Genomic DNA, 22,415 nt, shown 5'->3' with positions numbered 1-22,415 from the left:
AGTGTCTTTTCAGAAAAGGAGGTTCCGTATTAGAGCACGTCGGGCGGACGTGCGCTAGCGCCCGACAAGCGGAAGCCGGACGACAAGCAGTTTTCCGGCCATGGTGACCCCTCCGTCCATGGCGATGGCGAGGTCGTCCGCGTAGACGTGCGGGCCCTGCACCGCGGCACCCCGCTCCTCGCCGTCGGTGTCCTCGCTGGGCACCTCCCCGAGCAGATACGGGATCGGGCTGTGCCCGTGCACCAGCCGCTCGCCGCCGTACCGGCCGAGCAGTTCCCGTACGGCCGCGGGGCCCGCCTCCTCGTCGCGGAAGGCGAAGCGCTTGGTGAACTTGCGGAAGAGGTCCCACACCTCGTCCGCGTCCGAGCGGGCCAGGATGTCGTGGACGGTGTCGTTGACACCCTCGATGGAGTCGCCGTAGCCGAGGTACGCGGTGGTGTCGGAGTGCACCAGGAGGTGGTCGTCCTCCTCGTGGATGGCGTCGAGCCGCGCCATCCACTGCAGGTGGACGTCCTCCAGCCGCTCCATGTCGGTGCGCTGCCCGCCGTTGAGCAGCCAGGCGGCCTGGAAGGAGGCGGTGCCGGCACCGGAGTTGACGGGCGTGTCGCCGAAGCGCTTCGCACCGAGCAGCAGCAGCTCGTGGTTGCCCATGAGCGCCTTGCAGTAGCCGCCGGCGGCTGCCGCCTCGGCGGACAGCCGCATGACGAGGTCGATGACGCCGATGCCGTCGGGGCCGCGGTCGGTGAAGTCGCCGAGGAACCACACGCGGGCGTTGCCGGCGATCCAGCGGTCGGCCTCGTCGATGAGGCCCTGGGCGCGCAGGGCGGCGCGCAGCTCGTCGAGATAGCCGTGGACGTCGCCGACGACGTACAGCGGGCCGTAGCCGCCGCTCTCACCCGGTCTGATCACCGGCAGGTCGGCCTGGGTCGGGGTGTACCCGTCGTCGGCGTGCCCGTAGGCGTCGCCGGCGGCGGGCGCCGCGGGGACGGGGGGCGCCGCCCCGGCGGGCACCCCAGCCGTGGTCCGCAGCCCCGGCGTCTGACCGGCCCCCTGTTGCATCGAACCCCTCCACCGCCTAGCCGTTCTGCCACCGGGACACGACCGGGCCGCCATGGGACCAGGTACCGCTCCCCCGCGCAGGTGGAGGAGATCCGCGGTGTACGTGCGCCCATCATAGAAATGCCCGTCGCAGCTTGTGCGGTACCAGGGGCCGCCAATTGGCTCCGGCTGCGTCAGACGGCGCCCACCGGGCCGCCAGAACCGGGCAAACGGGGCACGACCGGCGTGGGACGGCGGGCCGGGGGCCGGAGGTGGCCGTGCGGTGCCGTCCGGTGCCGTCCGGGGTTGTACGGAGCCGGCCGTACGGGACCGGGCCGGGCGGAGCGGAGCGGAGCCGGGCCGCGGCGGGCCCGGCCGCGCGGGGCCGCACGGCTGCGGCGGGTGCGGCGGGTGCGGCACCGGACACGCGGGCGCGGGCGGCGGGTCCGTACGGCCGTCGCCTGAGCCGTACGGGACGGCCCGCGCGACGGCCGGGCCGCGGCGCCCGCCGCTACGCCGGACGGCGCGGGGCGCTGACGACCGTACGCGGCGGGCGGCGCTGCGAGGACGCCCGCACGATCAGGTCCGTCGGTATGACCTGCTCGATGGGCCGGCCCGTGTCGACCCCCTCGATCGCGTCGATCAGTAATTGGACGACCGCCGTGCCGATGCGGCGCGGCTTCAGCGACAGCGTGGTGATGGGCGGGTCGGTGGTGGCGTAGCCCGGGGACTCGCTGCAGCAGACGAGCATCAGGTCGTCGGGCACCCGCAGGCCGTAGCGGCGGGTGGCGGCGAGGAGGTCGGTGCCGTTGGGGTCGAAGAGGCCGTAGACGGCGTCCGGGCGGTCCGGCCGGGCGAGCAGCCGGTCGGCGGCGACGGCGCCGGCCCGCGGGTCGTGGGCGGGGTAGGACTCGTAGACGGGGTCCTGTCCGACGCGCTCGCACCAGGTGAGGTACGCGGTGGTGGACAGCCGGGTGTAGGTGTCCGTGCTGGTGCCGGTGAGCAGCCCGATGCGGCGGGCGCCGGCCTCGGCGAGGTGGTCGAGGAGATCCATGACGGCGGCCTGGTGGTCGTTGTCGACCCAGGCGGTGACCGGCAGGGAGCCACCGGGGCGGCCGTCGCTGACGACGGGGATGCCCTGCCGGACGATCTCGCTGACCACGGGGTCGCCCTCGGCCGGGTCGATGACCACCGTGCCGTCGAGGGCCACGTTGGACCACACGTCGTGCCGCGAGGTCGCGGGGAGGATCACCAGCGCGTAGCCCCGGGCGAGGGCGGCGGAGGTCGCGGCGCGGGCCATCTCGGCGAAGTACGCGAACTCCGTGAAGGTGAACGGTTCTTCCCCGTACGTCGTCACCGTTAAGCCGATGAGCCCCGACTTGCCGGTGCGCAGCGCGCGGGCGGCGGCCGAGGGCCGGTAGCCGAGGCGGTCGGCGACCTCGCGGACGTGGCGGCGGGTGGCTTCCGGCAGCCGGCCCTTCCCGTTCAGCGCGTCGGAGACGGTGGTGATCGAGACGCCGGCGGCGGCGGCGACATCCCGGATGCCCGCCCGCGCCAGCTTGCGGCTGGGCGGCCGGCTCACTTGCGGTTGGATCGAGCCGGTCATGCGCCTTCTTTCTTCAAGCACGTACGTAGTCCCCCGTGCAAGCCGCAGTAGTCGGGCAGGCTTGTCATCGCGAGCTGATAGTAGGGCTCGGATGGCTCGATTGCGGGAGAATCCGAACCGTAACTGACAGGCACGATTCTGCAGGACCGGAACGGTCAAACGACCATGGAACGCCAAGTGGTTGCACCATTGTCGACCACTGGTCCATGGCGCAAGCTGGGTGACACCTGCCATGGGGCGAAGGTCTCGAAGAGGTCTCAGTCACCTTCACGGGTGATGCGCGCCATGGCGTCCGCCACCCGTGCGCGCGAGGGTGGATGCGCCCCCTACATATGCATCCCAGCATATGTAGGGGCGGGCCGGGGGCAGCGGGCGCCCCGCCCGGTGGCGGATAACGGCAGGGTACGGGCTCGGTCGAGGAGGAACGCGGTGACGGACGACAAGACCCCCGGGGCGGCTGAGGGCCCCGCGGCTCCCAGGCTGCGGGCTGCCCTGGAGGGCATACCTACCTACAAGCCGGGCAAGCCGGCGGCAGCGGGTTCCGGGGCGGCTGCGGGGCCGGCTGGTTCCGGGTACAAGCTCTCCTCGAACGAGAACCCCTTCCCGCCGCTGCCCGGCGTGCTGGAGGCGGCGGTCGCGGCGGCCGGGAGCTTCAACCGCTACCCCGACATGGCGTGCACCGCGCTGATCGCCGAGATCGCCGGACACCTCGGCGTGCCGCCCGAGCACGTCGCCACGGGCACCGGATCGGTGGGCGTGGCACAGCAGTTGCTGCAGGCGACGGCCGGGCCCGGCGACGAGGTGATCTACGCCTGGCGGTCGTTCGAGGCGTACCCGATCATCACGCAGATCTCGGGCGCGCGGTCGGTGCAGGTACCGCTGACGGCGGAGGAGCGGCACGACTTGGACGCGATGGCGGACGCGGTGACGGACGCCACCCGGCTGATCTTCGTCTGCACGCCGAACAACCCGACGGGCACGGCGGTGCGCCGCGGGGAGCTGGAGCGGTTCCTCGACCGGGTGCCGAAGGACGTGCTCGTGGTGCTGGACGAGGCGTACTGCCAGTTCGTACGGGACGACGGCGTGGACGGCGGAATCCCGGACGGCCTGGAGGTCTACCGGGACCGGCCGAACGTGTGCGTGCTGCGCACCTTCAGCAAGGCGTACGGTCTTGCGGGGCTGCGGGTCGGCTTCGCGGTGGCGCACGAGCCGGTGGCGGCGGCGCTGCGGAAGACGGCGGTGCCGTTCGGGGTGAGCCAGGTCGCGCAGGAGGCGGCGATCGCGTCGCTGCGCAGTGAGGCGGCGCTGCTGGAGCGGGTGGAGTCGCTGGTGGCGGAGCGCACGCGGGTGCGCGAGGGGCTGCTGGCGCAGGGCTGGACGGTGCCGGAGACGCAGGCGAACTTCGTCTGGCTGCGGCTGGGGGAGCGGAGCATGGACTTCGCGGCGGCGTGTGAGGCGGCGGGCGTGGTGGTACGGCCGTTCGCGGGCGGCGGGGTACGGGCGTCGGTGGGCGAACGCGAGGCGAACGACATCCTGCTGGCGGTGGCGGAGGACTTCCGCAAGGAGCTGTAGGCCGGGGCCCCCGCTGCGGGGCTGCCGCGGCGGGGGCTGCCCCTGGAGGGCTACGGACGCGGGACTGCCTCGGGGCTGCCGCGGCGCGCGGAGGGCGGGGCCGGTCCGACGGCGCCCGCGGTGATGAGCGGTGCTCTACGACGAGAGCGCCGCTCTCGTCGTAGAGCACCGCTCTTGTCGTAGACCACCGCTCTCGTCATGTCCCGCGGAAGCAGGCGTGAGCAGCGCTCCAGCACCCCCGCCAGCCCCTCCCAGACACCCCGAAACGCGACGTAGGGGACCCCCGCGAGAGGCCGGAAAACCCCTGTGCCACACTGAGTCTTGTGAATGTGAACGCATTCACGAGCGGCGCTGTTCGCGCGGGTTTACCCCCGTATGCCATGCCGCCACGGCCTTACCGGGCCGATCGGCGCATGGATCATCGTCAGAGCCGTGTCCGTGATCGCGGAGAGGAGCCCACGTGGATCTGGCACTCGCCCCGGAGACGCTGTCGCGCTGGCAGTTCGGGATTACGACCGTCTACCACTTCTTCTTCGTCCCCCTGACGATCTCCCTCTCCGCCCTCGTCGCCGGCCTCCAGACGGCCTGGGTGCGCACCGGCAGGGAGAAGTACCTCAGGGCGACGAAGTTCTGGGGCAAGCTGTTCCTGATCAACATCGCCATGGGCGTGGTGACGGGCATCCTGCAGGAGTTCCAGTTCGGCATGAACTGGTCCGACTACTCCCGCTTCGTGGGCGACATCTTCGGCGCGCCCCTCGCCTTCGAGGCCCTGATCGCCTTCTTCTTCGAGTCGACCTTCGTCGGCCTGTGGATCTTCGGCTGGGACCGGCTGCCGCAGAAGATCCACCTCGCCTGCATCTGGATGGTCGCGATCGGCACCCTGCTCTCCGCCTACTTCATCCTCGCCGCCAACTCCTGGATGCAGCACCCGGTCGGGTACCGCGTCAACGAGGAGTCCGGCCGCGCCGAGCTGACCGACTTCTGGCGCGTACTCAGCCAGAACACCGCACTCGCGCAGTTCGCCCACACCGTCACCGCGGCCTTCCTCACCGGCGGCGCGTTCGTCGTCGGCATCGCCGCGTACCACCTCATGCGCCGCCGGCACGTGGCCGTCATGCGCAGTTCGCTGCGGCTGGGGCTGCTGACGCTGGTCGTCGCCGGGCTGCTGACCGCGTTCACCGGCGACCGGCTCGGCAAGATCATGTACGAGCAGCAGCCGATGAAGATGGCCTCCGCCGAGGCCCTGTGGGAGACCGAAGGGCCCGCGCCCTTCTCGCTCTTCGCCATCGGCGACGTCGACAAGGGCCACAACAGGGTCGCCATAGAGGTCCCCGGCGTGCTGTCGTTCCTCGCCCACGACAACTTCTCCGAAGAGGTCCCGGGCATCAACCCCACCAACGAGGAACTGAAGCAGAAGTACGACGGCAAGTTCGGCCTCGGCGACTACCGGCCCAACATCCCCGTCGCGTACTGGAGCTTCCGCTGGATGATCGGCTTCGGGATGTCCTCCCTCGCCCTCGGCATCCTCGGGCTCTGGTTCACCCGCCGCCGCTTCTGGCTCGCCGACCGGCTCCGTACCGGCGAGGACGAAGTCCCCAGACTCGCCCTCACCAAGGACCGCGAACTCGGCGCCCGCCTCGGCGGCTGGTACTGGCGCCTCTCCCTGCTCACCCTGCTCTTCCCGCTCATCGCCAACGGCTGGGGCTGGATCTTCACCGAGACGGGCCGCCAGCCCTGGGCCGTCTACGGCGTCCTGCCCACCTCCGCCAGCGTCTCCCCCGGCGTCTCGCAGGGCGAGGTCATCACCTCGCTGAGCGTCTACACGCTGCTGTACGCGGCACTCGCTGTCATCGAGGTCAAGCTGATGATCAAGTACGTGAAGGCGGGACCGCCCGAACTCACCGAGTCCGACCTCAACCCGCCGACCAAGATCGGCGGCCACGACCGCGAAGACTCCGACCGGCCCATGGCCTTCTCGTACTGAGGGGGGAGACCACGCCATGGAACTGCACACCGTCTGGTTCGTCCTCATCGCCGTCCTGTGGACCGGCTACTTCTTCCTGGAGGGCTTCGACTTCGGCGTCGGCGTCCTGACCCGGGTGCTGGCCCGCGACCGCGCCGAGCGGCGCGTGCTCATCAACACCATCGGCCCCGTCTGGGACGGCAACGAGGTCTGGCTGCTCACCGCGGGCGGCGCCACCTTCGCCGCCTTCCCCGAGTGGTACGCCACCCTCTTCTCCGGCTTCTACCTGCCCCTTCTCCTCATCCTCGTCTGCCTCATCATCCGCGGCACGGCCTTCGAGTACCGGTCCAAGCGCCCGGAGGAGCACTGGCAGCACAACTGGGAACTCGCCCTCTTCTGGACCTCCCTGCTGCCCGCGTTCCTGTGGGGCGTGGCGTTCGCCAACATCGTGCGCGGGGTGCAGATCGGCTCCGACAAGGAGTACGTGGGCGACTTCTTCGACCTGCTCAACCCCTTCGCGCTGCTCGGCGGGCTGGTCACGCTCTTCCTCTTCACCTTCCACGGCGCGGTGTTCACGGCCCTGAAGACCGTCGGCGACATCCGGATGCGGGCGCGCCGGCTGGCCACCGTCCTCGGTACGGTCACGGCGGCGCTGGCGCTGGGCTTCCTGCTGTGGCTCCAGGCCGACAGCGGCGACGGGCGGAGCCTGGCGACGCTGATCGTCGCGGCGGCGGCGCTGTTCTGCGCGATCGGTGCGGTGGCGGCGGGCCGGGAGGGGTGGTCGTTCCTCTACTCCGGAGTGACGATCGTGGCCACGGTCGCGACGCTCTTCCTGGCGCTGTACCCGGACGTGATGCCGTCGTCGCTGGACCCGGCGTGGAGCCTGACGGTGGAGAACGCCTCGTCGACCCCGTACACGTTGAAGATCATGACGTGGTGCGCGGGGATCGCCACGCCGGTGGTGCTGCTCTACCAGGGGTGGACGTACTGGGTGTTCCGCAAGCGCATCGGTACGCAGCACATCGCCCCGGAGGCGCCCGTGGCGGCTGCGGCGGGCGGGGCGCCTGCCGCGGGCGGGGCGGGCGGCGGGGCGGGTGCCGGCGGGGCGGACCGGTGAGATGAAGCCCGTCGACCCCCGCCTGGCCCGGTACGCCCGCACCACCCGCTTGTTCCTGCTCGCCACGGTCGCGCTGGGCGCGGCCGGGGCGGGGCTGGTCATCGCGCAGGCGGTGCTGATGGCGGAGATCGTCGTCGGCGCCTTCGAGGACGGCCTGCCGGCCGCCGGTCTGCGCACGCCGCTGCTGCTGCTCGCGGCGGTGGCCGTAGGGCGGGCGGTGGTGAGCTGGCTGACGGAGCTGGCGGCGCACCGGTCGAGTGCGGCGGTCAAGTCGGAGCTGCGCATGCGGCTGCTGACGGAGGCGGTACGGACCGGGGGTTCCGGCGGTGCGGGGGAGCCGGGGCCGGGGGGCGCGGCGGCGGCAGACCCGGAGGTGACGGGCCCGGCAGCGGCCGAGCCGGGAGCGGCAGACCCGGGAGCGGCAGACCCGGGAGCGGCCGGGCCGGAGACGCGGGGGGCGGGGGGCGCAGAGGCCGGCGAACTCCGTACCGGCGAACTCGCCGCACTCGCCACCCGCGGAATCGACGCCCTGGACGCCTACTTCGCCCGCTACCTGCCCCAACTCGGCCTCGCCGTCGTCGTGCCGGCGGCCGTCCTGGCGCGCATCGTCACCGACGACTGGATCTCCGCAGCGATCATCGCCGGCACCCTGCCGCTGATCCCGGTCTTCATGACGCTCATCGGCTGGGCCACCCAGGCCGCCACCGACCGCCAGTGGCGCACGCTGTCCCGGCTCTCCGCGCACTTCCTCGACGTCGTCTCCGGCCTGCCGACGCTCAAGGTCTTCGGCCGGGCGAAGGCGCAGGCCGACAGCATCCGCACCATCACCGCCGACTACCGGCGCGCGACGATGCGCACGCTGCGGATCGCCTTTCTGTCGTCGTTCGCGCTGGAGCTGCTGGCGACGATCTCGGTGGCGCTGGTCGCGGTCACCATCGGCATGCGGCTGGTCCACGGCGAACTCGACCTGTACACCGGGCTGGTGGTGCTGATCCTGGCCCCGGAGGCGTACCTGCCGCTGCGCCAGGTCGGCACGCACTACCACGCCGCGGCGGAGGGCCTGGCGGCGGCGGACCGGGTCTTCGCGGTCCTGGAACGAGGAGAGACCCGCCGAGGAGAGGCCCGCCGCGGGGAGACCCGCCGAGGAGAGACCCGCCGAGGAGAGACCCGCCGCGGGGAGACCCGCCGGGCGGAAGCCCGCGACGCGGCAGCCCACCCAACCCCGCACACCCGCCCAAGGGTAGGCCGCCCCACCGACAACGCCCACCCGGACGCGGCCGGCGACTGCCTGGACGCGGCCGGCGCCCGCCCGGACACAGACAGCGCCGCCCTCGGCTCAGCCCCGTCAGCACACTCAACCCCGCACGCCCGCCCCAGGGTAGGTCCCCCCACCGACAACGCCTGTCCGGAGGCACGCGACTCCGCCCTCGCCCTCGACGGCCTCGTCGTACGGCACCCCGGCCGGGCCGAGGACTCGCTTCCGCGTACGACCCTCACCCTCCGCCCCGGCGAGACCGTGGCGCTGACCGGGCCCTCCGGTGCCGGCAAGTCCACGCTCCTCGGCGCGCTCCTCGGCCTCGTACGGCCCGCCGCCGGCCGGGTGCTCATAGGCGGGCGCGACCTCGCCACGCTGGACCTCGCGACCTGGCACGCCCAGGTCGCCTGGGTGCCGCAGCACCCCGCGCTCTTCGCCGGCACGATCGCGGACAACGTCCGCCTCCCCCGCCCCGACGCCACCGACGCCGAAGTGGCAGAGGCACTCCGCGACGCCGCCGCCGGCGACCTCGACCCCGCCGCCGTCCTCGGCGAGGCGGGCGCCGGCCTCTCCGCCGGCCAGCGGCAACGGGTCGCGCTCGCGCGGGCCTTCCTCGCCGACCGGCCCGTGGTCCTCCTCGACGAGCCGACCGCCGCCCTCGACGGCGACACCGAGGCCGCCGTCACCGCCGCCGTCGCCCGGCTGGCCCGGGGCCGCACGGTGCTGCTCGTGGCGCACCGTCCCGCGCTGCTGGGGGTGGCGGACCGGGTGGTCCGGCTGGGGGAGGACCGTACCCCGGTGGCCGCGCGGACGGACGCGGTACGGACCGGGGCGGCCGTCTCCGTACGGGAGCAGGCGGCCGTACGAGGGGACGCGGCCGTTTCCGTACCGGAGAAGGCGGCGCTCCCCGTACGGACCGTACGGAAGGAGGGTGTCCACTCCGTACGCGAGGACGGCGCTGCGGGTGCCGAGGGCAGCGAGCCGGCGGGGCCCCGCCGCGGCAGCGCGCTGCGCAGCAGGACGGCCCGGGGGCGGCTGGCGCTCGCCGCGCTGCTCGGCGCGCTCGCGCTCGGGTCCGCCGTCGGGCTCATGGGGGTCTCCGGGTGGCTGATCTCCCGCGCCTCCGAGCAGCCGCCCGTGCTGTACCTCATGGTCGCGGTCACCGCCACCCGCGCGTTCGGCATCGGGCGCGCCGTCTTCCGCTACGCCGAGCGCCTCGTCTCCCACGACGCGGTGCTGCGGATCCTCGCGGACCTCCGCGTCGCCGTGTACACCCGGCTCGAACGCCTCGCCCCCGCCGGCCTCGCCCCGCACCGCCGCGGCGACCTGCTCACCCGGCTCGTCGCGGACACCGACACGCTTCAGGACCGTTACCTGCGCTGGCAGTTGCCGGTCTCGGCGGCGGCCCTCGTCGGAACCGCGTCCGCCGGTATCGCCGCCGTCCTGCTTCCCGAGGCCGGTGCCGTGCTCGCGGCCGGGCTGCTGGCGGCGGGCGTCGGGGTGCCGCTGGTGGCCGTGGCGACCGCCCGGCGGACGGAGGCCCGGCTCGCCCCGGCGCGGGCCGCGCTGGCCACGGAGGTCGTCGACGTCCTCACCGGCACCGCGGAACTCGCCGTCGCCGGCGCCCTGCCCCGCCGCCTCGCCGCGCTCCGCGCCGCCGACCGCCGGCTGACCCGGATCGCCGCCCGCAGCGCCGCCGCGCTCGCGCTGGGCGCCGGTCTTTCGGCGCTGATCTGCGGGCTGACGGTGGTGGGCGCGGCGGCGGCCGGGGCGCAGGCGGTGTACGAGGGGCGGCTGCCCGGCGTGTGGCTGGGGGTGGTGGTGCTGGGGACGCTGGCGGCGTTCGAGGCGGTGAACGGGATGCCGCTGGCGTTGCAGCAGCGGGCCCGGGTGCGGCGGAGCGCCGCCCGCGTCGACGAGATCCTCGACGCGGCGCCGCCGGCCGCGGAGGGCACGGGCCGGCCGCCGGCGGAGCCGTTCCCGGTGACGCTGACGGGAGTGTCGGCGCGGCATCCGGGGCAGGACGGGCTGGCGCTTGACGGGGTGGACCTGACGCTGACGCGGGGGCGGCGGGTCGCGGTGGTGGGTGCGTCGGGGTCGGGGAAGACGACGCTGGCGCACGTGCTGCTGCGGTTTCTGGATCCGGTGGCGGGTGCGTACCGGCTGGGCGGCGTGGCGGCGAAGGCAGAGATGGGGGCAGAGGCGGAGAGCACTGCTCTCGACTCGGAGCGCCGCTCTCCCGCGAGAGCAGCGCTCACAGACGAGAGCACCGCTGACGCTCTCGCCTGCGACCCCGACGCCGTACGCCGCCTCGTCGGCCTCTGCGCCCAGGACGCCCACCTTTTCGACAGCACCCTGCGCGAGAACCTCCGCCTCGCCCTCCCCCATTGCCTGAACGGCATGGGCGGTGCCCCCATCGCCGCCACCGACGACGACCTGCGCGCCGCCCTCGCCGCCGCCCGCCTCCTCGACTGGGTCGAGACCCTGCCCCACGGCCTCGACACCCCGGTCGGCGAACACGGCGCCCGGCTCTCCGGCGGCCAGCGCCAGCGCCTCGCGCTGGCCCGCGCGCTGCTCGCCGACTTCCCCGTGCTCGTACTCGACGAACCCGCCGAGCACCTCGACCTGCCCACCGCCGACGCCCTGACCGCCGACCTCCTCGCCGCCACCGAGGGCCGGACGACAGTGCTCATCACGCACCGGCTGACGGGGCTGGCGGCGGTGGACGAGATCGTGGTGCTGGAGCGGGGCCGGGTGGTGCAGCGCGGCACGTACGCGGAGCTGGCCGAGGCGGAGGGCCCGTTCCGGCGGACGCTGCTACGGGAGCGGGCGCAGCCGTCTCCGTACCCGTGCGAGGGGACGGACGGCTGTGACGCGCCCGGCGCACCCAGCGCACCCGGCGCGCCCGGCGCGCCCGGCGCAACCGACAATCCCGACTTTCCTCACAGAGAGCCGCTTATTACCCTCGGGGCATGACCGCTGCCGACTCCATGGACGCCGCCGCCCGCGCCACCCGCGGACTCCAGGGGGTCTCCGGCGAGCTGGCCGAGCGGGTGACGCAGCTCCTGGCCGCCATGCGGTCCATCGGCACAGGGCTCCAGCTCCACCCCACGCTCGACGTGATCGCGCAGACGGCAGCGGAGCTGGCGGGGGCGCGATGCGCGTCGATCGTGGTGATCGACGAGCAGAGCGGCGATCTCGACGACTTCGCGTCGTACGGCATGGACGAGGTGGACCGGGTGCGTATCGACGAGATCCCGGACGCGCCGGGCACCACGCTGACGGTGCCGATCGACGTGGACGGGCGGTACTTCGGGGACCTGGTGCTGACGGAGAAGCGCGGCGGCGGGCCGTTCCTGGACGACGACCTGCACCTCATGCGGATCATCGCCACCGAGGCGGGCATCGCGATCGGCAACGCGCGGCTGCACCTTCAGGCGCGGCAGCGGGAGCGGTGGATCGACGGGGCGCACGCGGTGACGACCGCGCTGCTGTCGAGCGCGGACGCGCAGGACGCGCTGGGGGTGATCGCGGAGCAGGCCCGGGGGCTGGCGGACGCGATGGCGGGGGTGGTGCTGCTGCCGCGGTCGGCGGCGGACACGACGGGTGAGGCAGGCAGGCCAGGCGGTGCCGGTGGTGCGGGGAGGGCTCAGGGGCCGAGGTGGCTGGAGGTCGTGGCGGTGGCCGGGGAGGGGGTGGACGGCCTCATAGGGCGGGTGCTGCCGTCGTACAGCCCGACGGTGCGGGCGGTGCTGGCGGGCCAGGAGGTGTTCCTCGACGACGCCAGCGCCGACCCGCGGGCGGTGAGCGACGGCGCGGAGGGCTTCGGGCCGTGCATGATGCTGCCGCTGCGGCGCGGGAAGCGGGTACTCGGCGCGCTGTCGCTGCCGCGGGCGCCGGGGGGCCGGCTGTACCGGGAGACGGAGAAGCAGTCGGCGACGCAGTTCGCGGGGCAGGCGGCGCTGGCGCTGATGCTGTCGGAGGTGCAGCGGGACCGCGAGCGGCTGGCGGTGTACGAGGACCGCGACCGGATCGCGCGGGACCTGCACGACCTGGTGATCCAGCGGCTGTTCGCGACGGGAATGCAGTTGCAGGGGGCGAGACGGCTGGAGCCGGCGCCGGAGGTGCGGCAGCGGATCGACGCGGCGGTCGACGCACTGGAGCTGACGATCGAGGAGATCCGGGGCACGATCTACGCGCTCCAGCAGGAGCCGCAGCAGGCGCCGGCCGGGCTGCGGGCGCTGGTGCTGCGGGAGGTCGCGACGGCGGCGGCGACGCTGGGGTTCCAGCCGTCGACGAGCTTCGTGGGGGCGGTGGACGAGCGGGTGGGCGAGCGGATCGTGCGGCATCTGCTGGCGGCGCTGCGGGAGGGGCTGTCGAACGCGTCGCGGCACGCGGGGGCGGGGCAGGTGGGGGTGGTGGTCGACGCGACGGCGGAGCTGGCGGACGGGCGGGACGCGGTGCGGCTGACGGTGGCGGATGACGGGCGGGGGCTGTCGCCGTCCGGACGGCGGAGCGGGCTGCGGAACATCGAGCGGCGGGCGGAGGAGCTGGGCGGTCAGGCGACGTACGGGCCGGGGCTGGGGGACTGCGGCGGGGGGACGTCGCTGATCTGGGAGGTCCCGCTGGCAGCGCCGGGCCGCGAGGCGGGGGGCGGACCGGGGGCGGCGGGGGCGGCTGCGGCGTAGACGGGTGCTCTGCAGGCGGAGCACTGCTCGCAGATGAGATCGGTGCCCACGAGCAAGAGCGCTGCTCGCGGGCGAGAGCACTGCTCTTGGACGAGATCGGCGCTCTTGGGCGAGAGCGGTGCTCTCGATGGGCAGCGGCGCTCTTGGGCGAGAGCGGCGCTCTCGGCGTGCAGCGGCGCTCTCGTTCCGGAGCGGTGCTCCCCGCGGCCCTCGCCCTACACCCCGTGCAGCAACTGCTCGATGACCAGCGCCACCCCGTCCTCCTCGTTCGCCGCCGTGCGGTCCGTCGTCGCCGCCAGAACGGCCGGGTGCGCGTTGGCCATGGCGTACGACCTGCCGGCCCACGCCAGCATCTCCATGTCGTTCGGCATGTCGCCGAAGGCCACGACCTCCGCCGCCGCGATCCCCCGCGCCCCGCAGTAACGCGCCAGCGTGCTCGCCTTGCTCACGCCCACCCCGCTGACCTCCAGCAGCGCGCTCGGCGTCGACCGGGTGAACTCCCCGTACGCCCCCGCCCCCGCCCGCGCCGCCTGCAGGAACTCGTCCGCCCCGAGCCCCGGGTGGTACGCCAGCAGCTTCAGCAGCGGCTCCCCCGCCCGCTCCCCGTCCGCCGCCAGCAGCTTCTCCACCGGGGCTATCGGCCCCGGCGCCCGGTGCAGCGGATACTCCTCCTCCCGGCCGAACCCGCCCAGGTGCTCCACCGCGAACGCCGTACCCGGCGCGATGGTCCGCAGCACGCCGACGATCGTCAGGGCGTCGTCGAGCGGCAGCGGGCAGACCTCGGTCGACTCCAGCCCCCGGTGCAGGTCGACGACCACGGCGCCGTTGGCGCAGATCGCCATCCCGTGCCCCTGCACGTGCTCCGCGACCAAGCCCATCCACCGCGCCGGCCGGCCCGTGACGAACACGACCGCAAGACCCGCTTCCTCCGCCGCCGCCAGCGCGGCAACCGTGCGGTCGGAGACGGTCTTGTCGTCCCGCAGCAGGGTGCCGTCGAGGTCCGTGGCGATGAGCCGGGGACGGGAGGCGGAAGGGGAAGCGGCGAGAGAGGCGGCGTCGGTCATCCGGCCATCATCGCGTACGGCCGCCGCAACCCGCCGCCACCCGCCTCACCCCACCGCCTCCAGCACCTCCCGCACCACCGGCCCCGCATCCCCCGAGCCGCTGTCCGCGTCCTCCACCACGCACGCCACCGCCACCCCGTCGCGATACGCCACCAGCCACCCGTTGTTCGGCCCCGTCGCCGTCACCTCCGCCGTCCCCGTCTTCGCCCCCACGTCCCCCGGCAGCCCCGCCAGCACCTGCGCGCTGCCGTCCGTCACCGTGTCCGCCATCAGCTCCCGCAGCGTCGTCACCACCCCCTCCGGAAGCGGCTCCGCCGACGCCAGGTCCGACTCCTCCTGGTCCTTGACGATCACCGGCTGCCGGAACGTCCCCGTCGCCGCCGTCGCCGTGACCGACGCCATCACCAGCGGGTTCGACCGCAGCCGCCCCTGCCCGAAGAGCGCCGCCGCGTGCTCCGTCTCGTCCACCGGCACCGGCACCTCCCCGTCGAACGACGGCACGCCCGTGCTCCACTCCTCCCCGATCCCGAAGTACTGCCGCGCGAAGGCCGTCATCTCCTCCTCGCCGAGCGCGTCGCGCAGCGCGACGAAGGCCGTGTTGCACGAATGGATGAAGTCCTCGCGGAACGTCGCGCCGGGGATCTCCGACGTCTCCACGTTGTGGAACTGCTTCCCGACCGTCAGGTACTTCGGGCAGTCCACCGTCGTACCCGGGCTGACCGCGCCCTTGTCCAGCAGCGCGGCGGTCGTCGCCACCTTCCAGGTCGAGCCGGGGGCGTACGTGCCCTGGAAGGCCCGGTTGAAGCCCGTGGCCGGGGAGTTGGCGGCGGCCAGCACCTCGCCGGTCTCCATGTCGATGGCGACGAGCCCGGCGTTGCGCTCCCCGACGTGCTCGTCCATCGCCGCCTCGGCGGCACCCTGCAGTTCCGCGTCGATCGTCGTACGCACCGTCCCGTCCGCCGCGTCAAGACGCGGCCCGAAGCGCGCCTCCGTGCTCTGCACCTCCCCCGTGTGCCGGTCGACGACCTGCACCGCGCCCTGCGGCTGCCCGCCGCCCAGGCCCAGCACGCCCATCAGCGACGGGTGGTCCGCCGCGGAGACGGCCTCGCCGTCGCGGTCGACGGCGTCCAGTTGCTCCGACTCCTCGCGCACCAGCTGGAACTTCTCCGTGTCCGTCAGCTTCGGATGCACCAGCCCCAGCTTCCACCGCACCCGCCATGTGCCGCCGTCGTCGCGGGTCAGCGGCAGCGTCGCCTTGTACGTCCAGGTGCCGAGGTCCCGTACGGGCATCTTCGCGGTGTACGTCACCTCCGCCCCGCCGTCGCCGTCGGCACGGGCCCTGCCCGCCGTCAGCTCCGGCTTCGCGATCTCCAGGCCCTCCGTGAAGGCCACGAGGATCCGCTCGGCCTCGGCCGGCGAGTCCGTCAGCCGGGCCGCCGCCTTCATCCGCCCCGCCGACCAGCCGTCGAGGTACCGCTCCGCCGTCCGCCGCGCCGCCGGGTCCGCGGGCCCGCCGCCGTCCGCACCGCCGTCGAGCGGCCCCGCCGTCGCCGCCCAGTACCCGCCGCCGGCCAGCACCACCGTCACCACGGCGAGCACCGGACCGCGCCGGCGCCGCCGTCGCCCGCGCCCCCGCCCGCGTACGGGCCCGTCCTGGTACGGACCCGCGCCGTACGCACCGGCGTCATACCCGTCCCTGTACGAACTCCCGTGGCCACTGTCGCCGTACGAGCCCCGCGACCCGTCCCCGTACCCCACCCCATGTCCTGTCATACCGGACAGCAGATCAGCAGCCCCGCGCTTCAGTCCAAGACCAATATCATCAACAGGCCGATAGGCGATTGACTATCCTCGCTGCCCATGGACCTCCTCCGGCATCTGCGCTACTTCAGGGCGGTCGCCGAGGAACGCCACTTCGGCCGCGCCGCGGAGCGGCTGCGCATCGCGCAGCCGTCGCTGTCCCAGCGCATCCGCCGGCTGGAGCGCGAGCTGGGCGTGCGGCTCTTCGACCGCGGCAGCCAGGGCACGACGCTGACCCCCGCGGGCCGGCTCGTGCTGGCGGAGGCCGACCAGGTGCTCGCCGCCGCGGACCGGCTCGCCGCGGCGGTCGCGCGGATCGGCAGCGGTGCGGCCGGTACGCTGCGCGCCGCCGTCCCGCCGCACCTGGGTCCTGCGGCCGTCGCCGCGCTCATCACCGGCTACCGCGAGCGGTCCCCGGGCGGCGAGCTGGAGCTGCGCGAGCTGACCACCACCGCGCAGGTCCGCGAACTGGCCGCCGGCACCCTCGACGCGGGCGTCGTACGGCATCCGTGCCCCGCGCCCGGGCTCGCCTTCGGGCCCGTACTCCACCAGCCGCTCGGCGCGCTGCTCGCCGCCGCCGACCCGCTCGCCGCCGCCGACCCGCTCGCCGCGGGCGGGCGGCTGACCGTGGCCGACCTGAGCGGGCGGGCGCTGGTCCTCACGCCGCGGGCCGACGATCCCGCGCTGTACGACGAGGTGCTGACCGCCTGCGCCCGGCACGGCTGCACGCCGGCCGCCGTCCACGAGGCGTCCGGCGGGGACTTCACCCGCGCCCTCGTCCTCTCCACCGCCCCGGCCGCCGCCACCGCCCCGGCCGCGCCCGACTCAGCCAGAGCAGCACCAGGAGAGCCCGAACGGCAGGAAGAACCCGTAGAACCGGAGGGACCCGCCGCGCCCGGCGGTGCCGTCGCCCTGCTGCCCCGTACCACCGCGGGCCCCGGTACGGTGTGGCGCCCGCTGGCCGGTGACCCGGTCGGCTGGCGTACGTCAGCGGCGTGGCCGGCGGACGGCCACAACCCGGCCGTGGCCCGCTTCGCGGAGGCCGCCCACGAGGCGATGCGCGACCACGCCGGCATGCGCCCCGCCCGCGCCGCGGCCGTCCACCCCCGCCCCGCCTCGGAGTTCCCGCTGTGACCCCACCCCGGCAGCCTCCCGCACAGCAGCCTCCCGCGCAGCCCCCTCCCGCGCGGCTGCCTCCCGCGCCCCGGGCCCACCGCACCGCCGCGGCCCGCATCCGCCGGGCGTTCACGGAAGCCGGGGTCAGCGGCCAGCTCCACGCGCGCGACATCGACACCGGCGCCGCGGTCGCGGTGGCCGCCGACACCCCGGTCAGCACCGCCAGCGTGCACAAGGTGTGCCTGCTCGCCACCCTCTACCGCGAGGCCGAGCACGGCCGCGTCGACCTCACCACCGCCGTGGACATCCCCGCCGCCGGCCGCACCCCCGGCCCGACCGGGCTCGGCGCCATGCGCGACGCCGCCCGGCTCTCGCTGCGCGACCTGGCCGTGCTCGCGGTCTCCGTCAGCGACAACACCGCCGCCGACGTGCTGTGGGACACCGTCGGCATCGAGGCCGTCAACCGCACCATGACCGCCCTGGGCCTGACCCGCACCACCGCCGTGCAGAAGGTACGCGACCTCTACGCCGCACTCGCCGAGGACGCCGGCGACGACGGCGCCGCCGCGCTCCTCGACCCCGCCCGCGTCACCCGCCTCAGCGTCCTCGACCCGGCCCGTACCAACCGCTCCACCCCGCGCGAACTCACCGCCCTCCTCGCCGCCGTCTGGCGCGACGAGGTTTGCACCGGCGCGTACGCCGCCGACCTGCGCCGCACGCTGGGCACCCAGGCGTGGGGGCACCGGCTGGCGTCCGGTTTCCCCTTCGACGACGTACGGGTCAGCGGGAAGACGGGCACGCTGCCGACGCTGCGGCACGAGATCGGCGTCGTGGAGTACCCGGACGGGGGCCGCTACGCGGTCGCCGTGTGCACCCGCGCCGCGGCGACGGCGGTCACGCTCCCGGCGGCCGACGCGGTGATCGGCACCACCGCCCGCCTGGCGGTGGACGCCCTCCGCGCGGCGTGAGCGGTCAGGCGGGCCGTCGGGTGAGGGGTCTGCGGGCCGTCGGGTGCGGGGTCAGGCGGGCCGTCGCGTGAGCGGTCAGGCTCCGAGCTGCGCCGGCGCCTCCGTGGCGATGCGCTCGAAGACCCGCTCGTCGGCGGCGAAGACCGAGTCCGGGATGGGCCAGTGCAGCGCGATCTCGGTGAACCCGAGATCGGCGTGCTTGCCGGCGAAGTCGACGAAGGCGTCCAGGGAGTCCAGCGGCCGGTCCGGGGTGAAGCCGGCGAGCAGCACCTTCTCCATCGCCGAGGTGTCCCGCCCCACGACGGCCCCCGCCTCGGCGAGCCGGTCGACCTGGGTGCGGATGGCGGCCAGGGAGTCGGCGGCGGTGCCCGTCGCGGAGGTCCGGGGGTCGCCGGTGGTCACCCACGCCTGCCCGTACTGCGCGGCCAGCCGCATCCCGCGCGGCCCGGTGGCCGCCACGGCGAAGGGCAGCCGCGGTCGCTGTATGCACCCGGGGATCATCCGCACCTCGTGCGCCGAGTAGTACGTGCCCGCGTGCGTCGTCGTGTCCTGCGTCAACAGCGTGTCCAGCAGCGGCAGGAACTCCGCGAACCGCTCCGTCCGCTCCCGCGCCGCCCACGGCTGCTGCCCCAGCGCGGTCGCGTCGAACCCGGAGCCCCCCGCTCCGATCCCCAGCGTCAGCCGCCCGCCCGACACGTCGTCCAGCGAGATCAACTCCTTGGCCAGCGTGACGGGATGCCGGAAGTTCGGCGAGGTCACGAGCGTGCCCAGGCGGAGCCGGGAGGTCGCGGTGGCGGCGGCGGTCAGGGTCGGCAGGGCACCGAACCAGGGGCCGTCGCGGAACGTACGCCAGGACAGGTGGTCGTAGGTGTACGCGGCGAAGAAGCCCAGCTCCTCCGCCCGCTGCCACTGCGCACGTCCGCCGGAGTGCCACCGCTGGACGGGCAGGATCAGGGTGCTCAGGCGCAGGCTCATATCGCCGAGCCTACGTCGGACCCGGGGTGCCTACGTGCGGCTCCAGGCCCGGCGCTCGCCTCCGCGACCCTGCGGGGCCTGCGCGGGGGCGCCGCAGGGTCGCGGTGAGGGCTGAGCGGTGAGGGCTGGACTGCGGGTCAGCAGCCGCCGCAGTTGTAGTAGGTGACGTCCCAGTGGTTGCTCTCGCGGGCGTAGACGTTGCCGGAGCCGGACTCGTACATGGCGGCGCCGTCGCCGCGTTCGCCGATGTAGGTGAAGGTGCCGGTGACGTAGTTGTTGAGGCAGGTGCTGAGGGCGTAGTCGAGCTTGTAGCCGTTCCAGTGGCTGTACGTGCCGCCGGCGTGCCCCGTCTCGGTGCCGCCGGTGATGTTCAGGGCGCAGCCGCTCGCGGACTTGAGCGTCTGGGCGCCCTGGGCGGTGGGGAGGTTGAGCTGCTCGAAGGAGGTGCAGGTGGGGTTGTTGCGGTCGGAGCAGCCGCCGGAGGATGACCAGGTGATGCCGGAGGAGCGGAACATCGACGTGGCCTGGGAGTGGCTGATCTTCGTGACCAGCGGCGCGGCCGGAGCCGTGGCCGGGGACGCGGGGGCCGCCGGGGCCGCCGCCTGGGCGGGGGCCGCGGCGACGCCCGCGGAGGCGCCGGCGACGAGGGCGAAGGCCGTGAGTGCGGAACGTACCCGCATGGGGAACCTCCTGCTGGAGTGGGGGAGTTGTGGGGGGATCCGGCGGAGCCGGCTGAGCAGGTGGTACACCGCAGGATGATGCCCGATGTCTACGCGCGTCGCCAGGGGGTGGGGCGGATACTCAGGCGAGGACGCCGGTGAGGGGGTCGTAGCGCAGGACCGTGACGTCGTCGTCGGCGGGGTGGCGCAGGCCGCGGGTGCGGATGGTCAGCACGCCGACGCGGTAGCGGTCCCCGGTCGCCACGCGCAGCCAGGGGCGGCCGTCGCGCAGGACCGTGACCTCCTCGGTCAGCGACCCGTCGCGGCCCGCGGCGAGGGCGTACGCGGGGCCGGTGGGCGGGGCGATGTCGATGCCGCCGTCCTCGCGGATGGTCATCGTCGCGACGAGTTCGCCGCGGCCGTCGTTGGCGTCGCCGGTGAAGTCGTAGAGGTGGGCCGGGTCGCCGACGTAGTGGCGCAGGCGGCCGAGGCCGGTGACGTCCATCCCGTTGTAGAAGTTCCTGGCGTCGGCGTCGAGCCAGAAGTGGGGGTTGTGGGTGGGGGAGTTGAAGTCGGGGCCGGAGTTGTAGGAGATGTGCCAGTGCGGCGGGTTGTCCGCGTGCAGGGTGTTGTTCGTCTCGAAGCCGGCGACGAACCAGCGGTGGCCCTTGGCCGCGGCGGTGGCCTTGAGCCCGGAGGCGATGAGGATGCGGTGTGCGGCGACGAGCTGGTGGAGCTGGGAGCGGGCCTCCGCGGCGGGCCACGGGACGGTGGTCCAGGGGCCGGCGACGCGGTCGGGGTCGTTGTGGTCGAGCTTGTAGTACATGCCCGGGGATATGTCGGGGTGGCTCCAGATCTGCAGGGTGGGCTGGTTGGCGTCGGCGGAGGGCTGGGTGACGGGGAGGGTGAAGGCGAAGCGGTGGCGGTCGGCGGGGTCGCGTCTGATGCGCAGCCGGGTGTCCATGTGGACGACGGCGGCGACGGTGACGCCGGGCCAGCGGACGGAGACCTCGATGCCGGCGGCGGTGGCGGGGCCGCGGACGAAGGAGTAGTACTCGGCGCGGCTGGCGACGTGGTACCGCTCGCCGGGCACGAACTCGTAGCCGTCGGGGAGCGTCACCTCGGGCACGGCGGGGTCGCCGGGGCGGATGCGGACGAGGCGGAAGGCGGCGTACGCGACGGCGGCCGGGGTGGCGTTGGCGGTGTCGTCGTGGGCGGTGTCGTCGTGGGCGGTGTCGTCGTGGGCGGCGGAGGTGACGGCGGCGGGCCCGGCGGCCGGTGCCCGGTGGGGCAGCGCCAGGGTGAGGCCGGTGGCGGAGGCCCCGGTGACCAGGGCGCGGCGGCTGAACGTGCTCATGCGGCAGTCCTCTCGGTCGGATGCGCGACGCGGGCAAGTGTGCGGCGTCTTCTGGCCCGCAGACTTTCTGTCCCGCAACGGGCAGTTGAACCCGGGGGACCGGCTACGCCTCCGGTTCCTCACCTCCGTCCACGTATCGCAGCACTCCCCACATCGCGTCCTCGCCCGCGTCCCGCGGCCCGTGGCCGCGGCAGGCGTCCAGCTCCTTGCGTACGGCGTCCGCGTCGATCCGCGCGCCGATCAGCACCAGCCGCGTGGCGCGCTCCTCGCCGCGGCCCCAGGGGGCGGGGCGGAAGCGCAGGAAGCGGCCCACGGCGTGCAGCCCGTACTTCTGCGGGTGGCCGGGGACGCCGAAGCGGACGAAGCCCTTGATGCGGTAGAGGCCGGCGGGGCGGGTGTCGAGGAAGTCCAGCAGGCGGCGGGGGCTGACGGGCTGGTCGGTGGTGAACTCGACGCTCTCGTACGCCGCGTGAAGGTGCCCGCTGTGGTCGCCGCCGTGGCCGTCGGGGATGTCGCCGGTGTGGCCGTCGGGGATGTCGCCACCGTGGCCGTCGGTGCCGTCGTCCGGGGCGAGGTCGGCGAAGGAGAGCTGGCGGTGGCGGGGAACTGCGGCGCCGCCGGGGCCGTCGGCGCTCCCCGGGTCGAAGAACAGCCCGGGGTCGACCCGCCCGTACGCCGTCGCCACCACGGGCGTGCCGGGGGCCAGGTCCCCGATCACCTCGCAGAGGCGGCGGCGTTCGCCGTCGTCGATCCGGTCGGTCTTGTTGAGCAGGACGAGGTCGGCGGCGGCGAGGTGCCGGTCGATCTCGGGGTGCCGCTCGCGGGTGGCGGCGAACTCGGCGCCGTCCACGACCTCGACCAGTCCCCCGTACACGATGCGGTCGTTCGCGCTGGCCAGCACCATGCGGATGAGCTCCTGCGGCTCGGCGAGGCCGCTGGCCTCGACCACGATGACGTCGATCCGGCCGGTGCCGGCGAGCCGGTCGAGATAGGCGTCCAGCTCGGCGGTGTCCACGGCGCAGCACAGGCAGCCGTTGCCGAGGGAGACCATCGAGTCGACCTGGCCGGCGACGGCCATGGCGTCGATCTCGATGCTGCCGAAGTCGTTGACGACGGCGCCGATCCGGCTCCCGCCGCTGTTGCGCAGCAGCCGGTTGAGGAGGGTGGTCTTGCCGGAGCCCAGGAACCCCGCGAGTACGACCACGGGGATCCGTCCGCTGCCCACCAGCCACCCTCC

The 22,415-nt window shown here is 74.1% G+C and carries 15 protein-coding genes; 7 read left to right on the top strand and 8 right to left on the bottom strand.

Translation table 11 applies throughout. The features are described from left to right. Positions 1-54: 54 nt before the first annotated feature. Both B124_RS31675 and B124_RS31670 read right to left on the bottom strand, forming a co-directional pair. On the bottom strand, positions 55-1,059 hold the full coding sequence (locus B124_RS31675; protein WP_496506449.1) for a metallophosphoesterase: 1,005 nt from the start codon (positions 1,057-1,059) through the stop codon (positions 55-57). A gap of 490 nt (positions 1,060-1,549) precedes the next feature. Further along, entirely contained in the window at positions 1,550-2,644 is a 1,095-nt protein-coding gene (locus B124_RS31670; RefSeq protein ID WP_496506448.1) for a LacI family DNA-binding transcriptional regulator, read from the bottom strand. A 429-nt stretch (positions 2,645-3,073) separates the two neighbouring features. Here B124_RS31670 and hisC point away from each other — a divergent pair, with 429 nt between their 5' ends. The 5 genes from hisC (at position 3,074) to B124_RS31645 (ending at position 13,239) form a co-directional block, all read left to right on the top strand. Further along, a complete protein-coding gene (gene hisC / locus B124_RS31665; RefSeq protein WP_496506447.1) occupies positions 3,074-4,216 on the top strand; it encodes a histidinol-phosphate transaminase in 1,143 nt (380 codons plus the stop codon). A 460-nt stretch (positions 4,217-4,676) separates the two neighbouring features. Beyond that, complete coding sequence (locus B124_RS31660; RefSeq protein ID WP_496506446.1) at positions 4,677-6,200, top strand: cytochrome ubiquinol oxidase subunit I; 1,524 nt, start codon at positions 4,677-4,679, stop codon at positions 6,198-6,200. 16 nt (positions 6,201-6,216) lie between these two features. Next, positions 6,217-7,296 (top strand): cytochrome d ubiquinol oxidase subunit II, encoded by a 1,080-nt coding sequence (cydB, locus tag B124_RS31655; RefSeq protein ID WP_496506445.1) that lies wholly within the window; start codon positions 6,217-6,219, stop codon positions 7,294-7,296. A gap of 1 nt (position 7,297) precedes the next feature. Beyond that, entirely contained in the window at positions 7,298-11,527 is a 4,230-nt protein-coding gene (gene cydC / locus B124_RS31650; RefSeq protein ID WP_496506444.1) for a thiol reductant ABC exporter subunit CydC, read from the top strand. Then, positions 11,524-13,239 carry a GAF domain-containing protein gene (locus B124_RS31645; protein WP_496506443.1) on the top strand — a complete coding sequence of 572 codons (1,716 nt, stop codon included), beginning with the start codon at positions 11,524-11,526 and terminating at the stop codon, positions 13,237-13,239. The genes cydC and B124_RS31645 overlap by 4 nt, the downstream gene beginning before the upstream one ends. Positions 13,240-13,454: 215 nt before the next feature. Here B124_RS31645 and B124_RS31640 read toward each other — a convergent pair whose 3' ends face one another. Together B124_RS31640 and B124_RS31635 are read right to left on the bottom strand one after the other, a co-directional pair. Beyond that, positions 13,455-14,303, bottom strand: a complete 849-nt coding sequence (locus B124_RS31640) for an HAD hydrolase family protein (protein ID WP_496506442.1) — start codon at positions 14,301-14,303, stop codon at positions 13,455-13,457. Between the two features lie 45 nt (positions 14,304-14,348). Then, positions 14,349-16,061: a penicillin-binding transpeptidase domain-containing protein gene (locus tag B124_RS31635; RefSeq protein ID WP_496506459.1), complete on the bottom strand. Its 1,713-nt coding sequence runs from the start codon at positions 16,059-16,061 to the stop codon at positions 14,349-14,351. 102 nt (positions 16,062-16,163) lie between these two features. On the opposite strand from B124_RS31635, the gene B124_RS31630 reads away from it, so the two are divergent. After that, positions 16,164-17,237 carry a LysR family transcriptional regulator gene (locus tag B124_RS31630; protein ID WP_496506441.1) on the top strand — a complete coding sequence of 358 codons (1,074 nt, stop codon included), beginning with the start codon at positions 16,164-16,166 and terminating at the stop codon, positions 17,235-17,237. Next, entirely contained in the window at positions 17,234-18,187 is a 954-nt protein-coding gene (locus B124_RS31625; RefSeq protein WP_496506440.1) for a serine hydrolase, read from the top strand. The genes B124_RS31630 and B124_RS31625 overlap by 4 nt, the downstream gene beginning before the upstream one ends. Positions 18,188-18,262: 75 nt before the next feature. Here B124_RS31625 and B124_RS31620 read toward each other — a convergent pair whose 3' ends face one another. The 4 genes from B124_RS31620 to B124_RS31605 form a co-directional block, all read right to left on the bottom strand. Beyond that, entirely contained in the window at positions 18,263-19,162 is a 900-nt protein-coding gene (locus B124_RS31620; protein WP_496506439.1) for an LLM class flavin-dependent oxidoreductase, read from the bottom strand. A gap of 137 nt (positions 19,163-19,299) precedes the next feature. Next, positions 19,300-19,842, bottom strand: a complete 543-nt coding sequence (locus tag B124_RS31615; RefSeq protein ID WP_496506438.1) for a hypothetical protein — start codon at positions 19,840-19,842, stop codon at positions 19,300-19,302. A 121-nt stretch (positions 19,843-19,963) separates the two neighbouring features. Further along, complete coding sequence (locus B124_RS31610) at positions 19,964-21,178, bottom strand: hypothetical protein (RefSeq protein ID WP_496506437.1); 1,215 nt, start codon at positions 21,176-21,178, stop codon at positions 19,964-19,966. Positions 21,179-21,281: 103 nt separating this feature from the next. Continuing rightward, the gene (locus B124_RS31605) at positions 21,282-22,403 is read right to left on the bottom strand and encodes a CobW family GTP-binding protein (RefSeq protein WP_496506436.1); all 1,122 of its coding nucleotides are present in this window, start codon (positions 22,401-22,403) and stop codon (positions 21,282-21,284) included. Positions 22,404-22,415: the final 12 nt, after the last annotated feature.

Source organism: Streptomyces sp. CNP082 (assembly GCF_059570535.1).
Note: the sequence above shows the minus strand (reverse complement) of the source record. Positions and strands in the feature narration are given on the sequence as shown.

Excerpts from the sequence above, each read along its gene's own strand:
- B124_RS31675 (WP_496506449.1), bottom strand. The coding sequence starts at position 1,059 with ATGCAACAGGGGGCCGGTCAGACGCCGGGGCTGCGGACCACGGCTGGG.
- B124_RS31670 (WP_496506448.1), bottom strand. The coding sequence starts at position 2,644 with ATGACCGGCTCGATCCAACCGCAAGTGAGCCGGCCGCCCAGCCGCAAG.
- cydB (WP_496506445.1), top strand. The coding sequence starts at position 6,217 with ATGGAACTGCACACCGTCTGGTTCGTCCTCATCGCCGTCCTGTGGACC.
- cydC (WP_496506444.1), top strand. The coding sequence starts at position 7,298 with ATGAAGCCCGTCGACCCCCGCCTGGCCCGGTACGCCCGCACCACCCGC.
- B124_RS31645 (WP_496506443.1), top strand. The coding sequence starts at position 11,524 with ATGACCGCTGCCGACTCCATGGACGCCGCCGCCCGCGCCACCCGCGGA.
- B124_RS31640 (WP_496506442.1), bottom strand. The coding sequence starts at position 14,303 with ATGACCGACGCCGCCTCTCTCGCCGCTTCCCCTTCCGCCTCCCGTCCC.
- B124_RS31630 (WP_496506441.1), top strand. The coding sequence starts at position 16,164 with ATGGACCTCCTCCGGCATCTGCGCTACTTCAGGGCGGTCGCCGAGGAA.
- B124_RS31620 (WP_496506439.1), bottom strand. The coding sequence starts at position 19,162 with ATGAGCCTGCGCCTGAGCACCCTGATCCTGCCCGTCCAGCGGTGGCAC.
- B124_RS31615 (WP_496506438.1), bottom strand. The coding sequence starts at position 19,842 with ATGCGGGTACGTTCCGCACTCACGGCCTTCGCCCTCGTCGCCGGCGCC.
- B124_RS31610 (WP_496506437.1), bottom strand. The coding sequence starts at position 21,178 with ATGAGCACGTTCAGCCGCCGCGCCCTGGTCACCGGGGCCTCCGCCACC.